This is a genomic window from Vreelandella sp. L-15, from assembly GCF_056857635.1.
This window is the reverse complement of sequence record NZ_JBSXNN010000014.1, coordinates 1-8205: the sequence shown is the minus strand read 5'-3', so window position 1 is coordinate 8205 and position 8205 is coordinate 1. Positions and strand designations below refer to the sequence as shown.

Annotated in this window: 6 protein-coding genes; 4 read left to right on the top strand and 2 right to left on the bottom strand. The window is 55.8% G+C overall.

All coding sequences use genetic code 11. The features are described from left to right. The first annotated feature begins 288 nt into the window (after positions 1 to 288). The 4 genes from AC13CY_RS00675 (at position 289) to AC13CY_RS00660 (ending at position 5219) form a co-directional block, all read left to right on the top strand. Positions 289 to 1491 (top strand): quaternary amine ABC transporter ATP-binding protein, encoded by a 1203-nt coding sequence (locus AC13CY_RS00675; RefSeq protein ID WP_062362944.1) that lies wholly within the window; start codon positions 289 to 291, stop codon positions 1489 to 1491. After that, positions 1491 to 2324: an ABC transporter permease gene (locus AC13CY_RS00670; protein WP_058577511.1), complete on the top strand. Its 834-nt coding sequence runs from the start codon at positions 1491 to 1493 to the stop codon at positions 2322 to 2324. Before AC13CY_RS00675 ends, AC13CY_RS00670 begins: the two co-directional genes overlap by 1 nt. Before the next feature lie 150 nt (positions 2325 to 2474). Beyond that, positions 2475 to 3347, top strand: coding sequence for a glycine betaine ABC transporter substrate-binding protein (locus tag AC13CY_RS00665; protein WP_058577510.1), 873 nt, complete (start codon positions 2475 to 2477; stop codon positions 3345 to 3347). Between the two features lie 231 nt (positions 3348 to 3578). Then, the gene (locus AC13CY_RS00660; protein ID WP_483052181.1) at positions 3579 to 5219 is read left to right on the top strand and encodes a BCCT family transporter; all 1641 of its coding nucleotides are present in this window, start codon (positions 3579 to 3581) and stop codon (positions 5217 to 5219) included. A gap of 78 nt (positions 5220 to 5297) precedes the next feature. Here the strand turns inward: AC13CY_RS00660 and AC13CY_RS00655 are convergent, their stop codons facing one another. Beyond that, positions 5298 to 6023, bottom strand: a complete 726-nt coding sequence (locus AC13CY_RS00655) for a 3'-5' exonuclease (RefSeq protein ID WP_058577508.1) — start codon at positions 6021 to 6023, stop codon at positions 5298 to 5300. 1 nt (position 6024) lies between these two features. After that, positions 6025 to 7935: a DUF294 nucleotidyltransferase-like domain-containing protein gene (locus AC13CY_RS00650; protein ID WP_089676022.1), complete on the bottom strand. Its 1911-nt coding sequence runs from the start codon at positions 7933 to 7935 to the stop codon at positions 6025 to 6027. Positions 7936 to 8205 lie beyond the last annotated feature (270 nt).

Below are 8205 nucleotides of genomic sequence, written 5' to 3'. Positions count from 1 at the left end.
CCGGATGCGCAGCTTCCTCTCGACCGCGGTCAAACAGGGCCTGGCGGCGCACACGGCACTGGAGCAGCTGTTTGCCGATGAGGTGCCCGCCTTCATGCGGCGGGAAGAGCTGGACCAGGCGGCGTGAGCTAAACAGTTACTAATAATTTTTAATAATTTATTAAACATAACCTAACCTTCTACTTATGAACCGTTTTGTGTCGCTGCTTGCAGAGAGCACGTAAAGGCCGCAGGTAAGCGCATTGAGTAACGACACAAGGCTGCTCATTCAATCAAAAGGCACCGCTGATGGACGAGACACGCCCTGTCAAAATTCAGGTACGCGGCTTGAGTAAGGTCTTTGGCAAACAGCCCAAAAAAGCCCTCGAGTTACGCGACCAGGGCCTTAAGCGCCCCGAAATTCTTGAGAAAACGGGCCAAACCTTAGGCTTATCCGATATCTCCTTCGATGTCTACGAAGGTGAATTGCTGGTGATTATGGGCCTATCCGGCTCAGGTAAATCCACGCTGATACGCTGCCTTAACCGTCTAATCGACACCACCGAAGGCGAGATCGTTATTGATGGCGAAAATATCCCGACATTGGGAGAGAAAGCGCTATTAGAGTGTCGCCGCCGCCACTTCTCGATGGTTTTCCAAAACTTCGCCCTGTTCCCCCATCGCACGGTTCAACAGAACGCCGAGTTCGGCCTGGAAATTCGCGGCGTCGAAAAATCGGAGCGCCAGTCGATTGCTCATAACGCGCTGAAGCAGGTGGGCTTAGAAGGCTGGGAAGACGCCTACCCCAATCAACTATCAGGTGGTATGCAGCAACGCGTTGGGCTTGCTCGCGCCCTGGCGAACGATGCCAGCGTGCTCTTAATGGACGAGGCGTTCTCGGCCCTCGACCCGCTGATCCGTAAGGATATGCAGCAAGAGCTACTGCAGCTGCAAAGCAAAATGCAGAAGACCACTGTCTTCATCACCCACGACCTCGATGAAGCGCTCAATATCGGCGACCGCATCGTGCTGCTGAAAGATGGTGAAGTCGTACAAATTGGCACGCCAGAAGAGATTCTGACCAAGCCCGCCGATGACTACGTCCGCCGCTTTATTGAAGGGGTGGACCGCTCGCGCATTCTGACCGCCGAGAGCGCCATGCGCCCGGTACGCACCACCGCACGCGACAGCGATGGCCCACGTACAGCGCTGCATCGGATGCGCGATCACAGCATTGACTCCATCTACGTCACTGACCGTGACCGTCAGTTGTTAGGCCTGCTGGAAGCGGACGCTGCCAGCCGCGCCATTGAGGCAAAAGCCGAGACCATTACCGACCATCTGACTCAAGATTTCCGCAAAGTGCCGCCAGACGAGCCGCTGCAAAACCTCTTCGCCATGTTTAGCGAAAAGAGTTACCCGATTGCCGTGGTGGATGAGCAGCAGCGCCTGCTGGGCGTTGTAGTGAAAGGCGCAGTCCTGGATGAACTGGCACGAGCAGGAGAACAGTAATGGAGATAACACGCATTCCTTTAGGTAGCTGGATCGAAAGCGGCCTGACGTGGCTGACAAGTGAATATTCGGTGGTTACCCGCGGCATTTCCCGCGTGACACAGGCAGGGATCAACAGCCTCAACGATGGCCTAATGTGGCTACCCGAGTGGGCGCTACTGGCGATTATTGCACTACTGTGCTGGAAACTCGCCAGCACTCGCCTGGCCATTGGTGCGGTTGCCGGGCTGGCTTTGATCTGGAACCTAGGGCTTTGGAACCCGATGATCGAGACGCTGACGCTGGTGGTGATTGCCACGCTGGTCGCAGTAGTCATCGCCCTGCCTGTGGGGATTGCCGCCGCACTATCGGAGCGGCTCTACCGGGTGATCATGCCGGTGCTGGACTTTATGCAGACCATGCCAGCGTTTGTGTATCTGATCCCTGCCATCCCGTTTTTCGGCATTGGCTCGGTGTCGGCGATTTTTGCCACGGTCATCTTCTCCATGCCGCCCGCCATTCGCTTTACCACACTGGGCATCCGCCAAGTGCCGACCGAACTCATCGAAGCTGCCGACGCCTACGGTGCCACGCGAGGCCAAAAACTGTTCAAAGTGCAGTTGCCGCTGTCGCTGCCCACGGTGATGGCGGGCATCAACCAAACCATCATGCTGGCACTGTCGATGGTGGTCATCGCCGCCATGATCGGTGCAGACGGCCTGGGCAGCGAAGTGTGGCGTGCCATTCAGCGCTTGCGCCCTGGCGATGGCTTCGAAGCCGGGATTGCCGTGGTCATTCTAGCCATGCTGCTGGATCGTCTGACGCAGTCGCTGCGCAAATCGCGCCGCTCATAGCCGCTCTCGGCGCTGCGTTGACCATGGCATTTGATCCCTCCGTGATGATTGACCATGCTGAAAGCGCCAAAAGGTAATTTACGTTAAACCACAACACACTATTTATACTGCAGTGGCGCTCGCCACTGCCCATCAACAGGGAGCAAGTGAATGAAAACTCGTACGTTGAATCACCGCATCCGTCTCGCCTCATTAGCCCTCTTCGCTGGCACAGGTCTCGCTGCCGGCAGCATGGCCCACGCCCAAGATCAAGGCACGGTCAACTTGGCCTATGTCGAGTGGTCCTCTGAAGTCGCTTCCACTAACGTCATTGCTGCGGTTCTCGAGCAGGCAGGGTTCGAGGTGGAACTGACCTCGCTGTCCGCAGCGGCCATGTTCCAAGCCCTCTCCACGGGTGATGCCGATGCCATCGTCGCCGCCTGGCTGCCCACCACTCACGCAGAGTACATGGAGCGTGTCGGTGACAATACCGAAGACTTAGGCCCCAATCTGGATGGCACCAAGCTCGGCTTGGTCGTACCTGAGTACACCGACGTGGACTCCATCGCCGATCTGAACGACAACGCCGACAGCTTCAACGGCGAGATCATCGGTATTGACCCCGGTGCCGGCCTGATGGCACTCACCGAAGAGGTCGTGGATACCTATGACCTCGGGCTGAACCTGCGCAGCGGCAGCGGTGCTACCATGACGGCTGCTTTGGCCAGTGCCATCCAAAACGAAGAGGATGTGGTCGTCACTGGCTGGACGCCGCATTGGATGTTTGCTCGGTTCGATCTGAAGTACCTCGAAGACCCAGAAAACGTCTACGGCGGTGCCGAGCAGATCCATACCGTCGTACGTAGCGGTCTGGAAGAAGACATGCCAGAAGCCTACGCCATTCTGGATGCCTTCGAGTGGACGCCCGAGCAGATGGGCGAGGTGATGCTGATGAACCAAGAAGATGGCAGCGACCCCTACGAAAATGCCAAGCAGTGGGTAGAAGAGAATCAAGACGTGGTCGAGCAGTGGCTCAACGGCTAGTCATACTCTGCCCCGAGCGTTAAATGACAGAGGGCTTCGGCCCTCTGTCGTCGTTGTAAATGTGACGTTTTTTCGTGCTAATGTGCCCGCGCGTTGAACAAAGATTAAGCAACGTTTGCTACTGTTACTGATGTAATACACGCCTGCTAACGCATTGGTGATTGGCCAGAAGGTAACTGCTGGCCCATCCAGGTGCGTTTGGCGGTTTCTGTCCGACATGGAGAGGCTCCCGTGGATAATCCTGACTCTAAGCATCCCGCTGATGAGCCGGTATCAGAAGGCATCCCCGCCCCTGATGGTCCGGCTAACCTGATCGATACCGATTATGTGATCGGCCAAGACAACATTACGACGAGTGCAATGGGCTTCAACCTTGACCTACACGGCAAGGTATTTACCATTTCGTCACTCGTGGTACTGCTGTTCGTCATACTCACCTTGGCACTGCAAGATACGATTTCGCCGATCTACGACGCCGTTTTTGGCTTCCTGACCGGCAATCTGGCTTGGTTCTTTATTTTGGCCGCCAATATCTTCGTCATTCTTTGCCTGGGTTTGATCGTCTCTCCCCTAGGTAAAATCCGCATTGGCGGGGCAGATGCCAAGCCGGACTTTACCTATACCGGCTGGTTTTCCATGCTGTTTGCGGCGGGTATGGGCATTGGGCTAATGTTCTTTGGCGTCAATGAGCCGCTGACCCACTTCGGCACCTCTTTGGAGGGTGGCGACTGGGCACCGTTGGCTGGCGCTGAGGGCGATACGGCAGGCGCAGCGGCGCTGGGCATGGCGGCAACGATCTTCCACTGGGGTCTGCATCCGTGGGCGATTTATGCCGTGGTGGCTCTGTCATTGGCGCTATTCTCGTTCAACAAAGGCTTGCCGCTCTCCATGCGCTCGGTGTTCTACCCGCTACTGGGTGAACGCGTTTGGGGTTGGCCGGGCCACTTGATCGACATTCTGGCGGTGTTTGCCACACTGTTTGGTCTGGCCACGTCACTGGGGCTGGGCGCCACCCAGGCCGCTGCTGGCTTGACCTATCTGTTTGGCGCGCCGGAAAGTGATATCACGATGATTCTGCTCATCATCGGTATCACGATAATAGCGACTGGCTCGATCGTTGCCGGTGTCGACAAGGGTGTTCAGCTGCTATCGAAAATTAACATTGCAATGGCGGCACTGCTGCTCTTCTTCGTGATTGCCGTTGGCCCAACGCTTCTGATCGCAACGGGTTTCTTTGAAAACTTGCTCAACTACGCAATACATCTGCCAGCGCTCTCTAATCCATTTGGCCGCGAAGATGCCAACTTTAGCCAAGGCTGGACAGCCTTCTATTGGGCATGGTGGATCTCCTGGTCTCCGTATGTAGGTATGTTTATTGCGCGCGTGTCCCGTGGCCGTACCGTTCGTGAGTTCTTGGTTTCGGTATTGCTGGTGCCTTCTGTGGTCTCGGTACTGTGGATGACCACCTTTGGCGGCACCGCCATTGATCAGTACGTTAGCCAAGGGATTGAGGCTGTTCGCGATGCGGGCGTGGATCTTCAGCTGTTCATCATGCTTGAACAGCTTCCGCTGTCACAAATCACCTCGTTTATTGCCATTCTGCTGGTGATTATTTTCTTTGTGACCTCTTCGGATTCCGGTTCACTGGTGATCGACTCTATTACCGCAGGCGGTAAGGTAGATGCACCCAAACCTCAGCGGGTATTTTGGGCGATCATCGAAGGCGCGATTGCCATTGCACTGCTGCTGGGCGGTGGTTTGACCGCACTGCAGACCATGGCCGTCTCTACCGGGTTCCCGTTCACCATCATTCTGCTGGTGGCGTGTTACGCCATCATCAAAGGCTTGATGAGCGAGCCCAAAGCAGTGTAAGTAACAGCTTCAACTCGGCAAGACGTCAACGGGCAGCCCAAGGGCTGCCCGTTTTATTATGCAAAGAAGGTGCGAGCGCTAACACCACAGCGCTTTTAAAGGCGTCTCAGGGCTATAGCGATTGGCGATTTGCGCCTGCAAAAGCTCGGCAGTGGCAAGAGCATCAATGAGCGCATGGTGGCCTTGGTAAACGGGTAAGCCGTAGCGCTCGCGGCTGGCGTTGAGGCGAATCGATACCGGCGGACGCCCCAGCCAGCGGCGAAAGCGCGCCCACAGTGTTTGTCGATGCCACCGCGCTTCCAACGACATGGTATCGATCATGGGAAACAACACCCCCTCACCACGGCGCGCCTTCACCGCCGCATCGAGAAAAGGTCGCTCGATATTACGAAAGTGAACCACCACGACCCGCCCGGCCAACACCGCCAACAGCTCGTCTAGCACGCTATCCAAGTCTGGCGCATCGGCAATCTCCGAGTGCGTGATGTGGTGATACGCTATCGATTCCTCATCTAACGGACGGGGCGGTTTCACTACCCAGTAACGGCGCTGAGCCATGGATATACGCCCTAACGTAAACGGCACGACGCCAATGCTGACGATCGCATGGCGTCGCTCATCGAGTCCGGTGGTTTCCATATCCAGCGCCACCATGGGCACTTCTGACAAGGGCGTATCAGGATCAGGCATGGGCGTGTTGAAAAAGCGCTTCAACATCTCATCTTGAGCTCGCTCAGCGCGGGCTTCCATATAACTCGCCCAGTCGGCCTGAGTAACTTTTTGGCGCGGTCGTATGCCGTGCATATCAGCGCCCCTGCCGTTGGGTGGGAACGGGATAGCGGAACTTCAAAAACTTCTGAGCATTGCTCAACACCTGAAAAGCATCCTTTAGGGTGTGCCGTTCGCTATCTTCCACGTTCTCCGGCTCGATATTGTTGTCCGGCTCACGCTCTTCCTGCAGGTCGATCATTTGGTGACGGATCCGCGACATGCACAAGAACTCGAGCGCATAGCTGAGTTTGTCACTCACCCCGGTGGCTAGCAGCTGGGTTTTGCTGATGTCGTCCAAGCGCTGGAAGGAGTTTTGCGCTTTGGAACCGCAGGCCAATGCATGCACGCGAATCAAATCCACCATCGGTGCCGTTCCGCGCCGCTTTAGGTTGATGGAGTTGTTGTGCTTGCCATCTTTTTCCATCACGAAGGTGCGGAAGAACCCCAAAGGCGGCGTGCGATTAAGCGCATTACGCGCCATCGCCGCCAGGAACAGCGGCGACTTGGGAGCGGTTTGGGCAATCAAATCCTGCAACGTTTCAACGAACAGGTCTTCCCCATAGACGCTATCCAGATCAAAAAATATCGAGCTGTGCAGCAGCTTCTCGGGCGTTGGGTTCGCCATCCAGTCCTGGAAGTAGCGCTTCCATACCGACAGCGGCTGACGCCACTGGCGATTGGTCGCCATCACATCGCCCTTGCAATAGGTGTAGCCACAGGCGGCCAAGCCATCGCTGACGAACGCCGCCAGGGCATGGAAGTACTCGTCGTGCTCTTCGGGGACGAAGTCATCAGAGAGAATCAGCGCATTATCCTGGTCGGTGACAATGCTCTGCTCATTACGCGCCATGGAGCCATTGACCATATAGCAATAAGGCACTGGCGGCGGCCCAAGGGTATCTTCTGCCAGTTCTAACAACCGTCGAGTAAAGCTACGCCCAATAGTGGAAAGCGCACTGCCCACCATTTGTGAGTTGGCCCCCTCCTGTACCATCCGCACAAAGGCGGCGCGTACGTCTGGCGCTAGCTTGGCAAGCCCCTGGGCGCTGGACTGGTTGAAGATATTGCTCACCAGATAAAGACCGCTCTGGGTTTCATAGCGAATAATATCGGAAAGGTGCACGACCCCCACCGGGCGCTGGCGGTAAAGCACCGGCAGGTGATGCACGTTGTTACGCAGCATAGTCAGCATTGCTTCATATATTGAAGCATCAGACTGCACGGTAATTAGCCGTTCCGACACGACCTCGCCAATAGGCGTGCTGGACGATAACCCTTCAGCCACCACGCGGGTACGGAAATCGCTGTCAGTCAGAATACCGCACATCTGCCAGGTTTTGCCTTCGCTGTCCTGGAAGCTGTAACGGGGGTTATCGCTACCTTCATTAATCACCAGCACCGCAGAGGCCTGGGCATCGCTAATCTGCTTGGCCGCCTGTTGTACGCTGGTGGTGGATTCGACCATCACCGGGTAACGGGTGACCAGCTTACGAATACGGGTCACCATCATGTCGTTAGACTTCTTCTGCTGCTCGGCGGCGGTCTCTAATCGAGGACGCTCCAACTCGACGAAGTCAGCGAAGTCATCATCCTCTTCGCATAGCCGTTGAAATACCTCATTGGGAATAAAGTAAATCAAGGTATCTTCAATAGCTTTGGCGGGAAAACGCACCTTGTGGTTACGCAGCAGGCTAAAGTGGCCAAAAATATCCCCCTCGCCTAGGCGGTTATAAAGCTCCCCTTGGCGGCGATAGACTTCAACTGCGCCGCTGCGAATGTAGCAAAGCTCGTCGAGGGTATCGTTGAGCTCCAGAATATCGCTGCCCGTTTTGAAGTAGCTTACCTCTACCTGCTCGGCAATCGCGTCCAGCAGCTCATCCGACAAACCATCAAACGGGGGAAACTGCCCCATGTGCTGGCGTATTTCTAATAGCTCAACGTCCATACGCTCTCCTGCTGGGCGCTTTGTCTCTCTAGCTGGCTATCCGGCAGCCAATCCTGGGCTAAGTTTGTCTTGAACAACCAATATCGACAACCCTTGGGGAATGAAAGCGTAGTGATAAATAATGGTGACTAATAGCGAGTAGGGTGAGGCGTCTCCGCCTCATCCCTCTCACAGAACCGTACATACGGACCACGTATACGGCTCATGCCATTAACTTACCCCGAATTCGGGGACAGTGATGCCGGTTCTGACCCTGGTCAGATCCAATAA

What these genes read in the sequence shown, in the direction of transcription:
- AC13CY_RS00675 (WP_062362944.1), top strand. Translation starts at nt 289, where the DNA reads ATGGACGAGACACGCCCTGTCAAAATTCAGGTACGCGGCTTGAGTAAG.
- AC13CY_RS00670 (WP_058577511.1), top strand. Translation starts at nt 1,491, where the DNA reads ATGGAGATAACACGCATTCCTTTAGGTAGCTGGATCGAAAGCGGCCTG.
- AC13CY_RS00665 (WP_058577510.1), top strand. Translation starts at nt 2,475, where the DNA reads ATGAAAACTCGTACGTTGAATCACCGCATCCGTCTCGCCTCATTAGCC.
- AC13CY_RS00655 (WP_058577508.1), bottom strand. Translation starts at nt 6,023, where the DNA reads ATGCACGGCATACGACCGCGCCAAAAAGTTACTCAGGCCGACTGGGCG.
- AC13CY_RS00650 (WP_089676022.1), bottom strand. Translation starts at nt 7,935, where the DNA reads ATGGACGTTGAGCTATTAGAAATACGCCAGCACATGGGGCAGTTTCCC.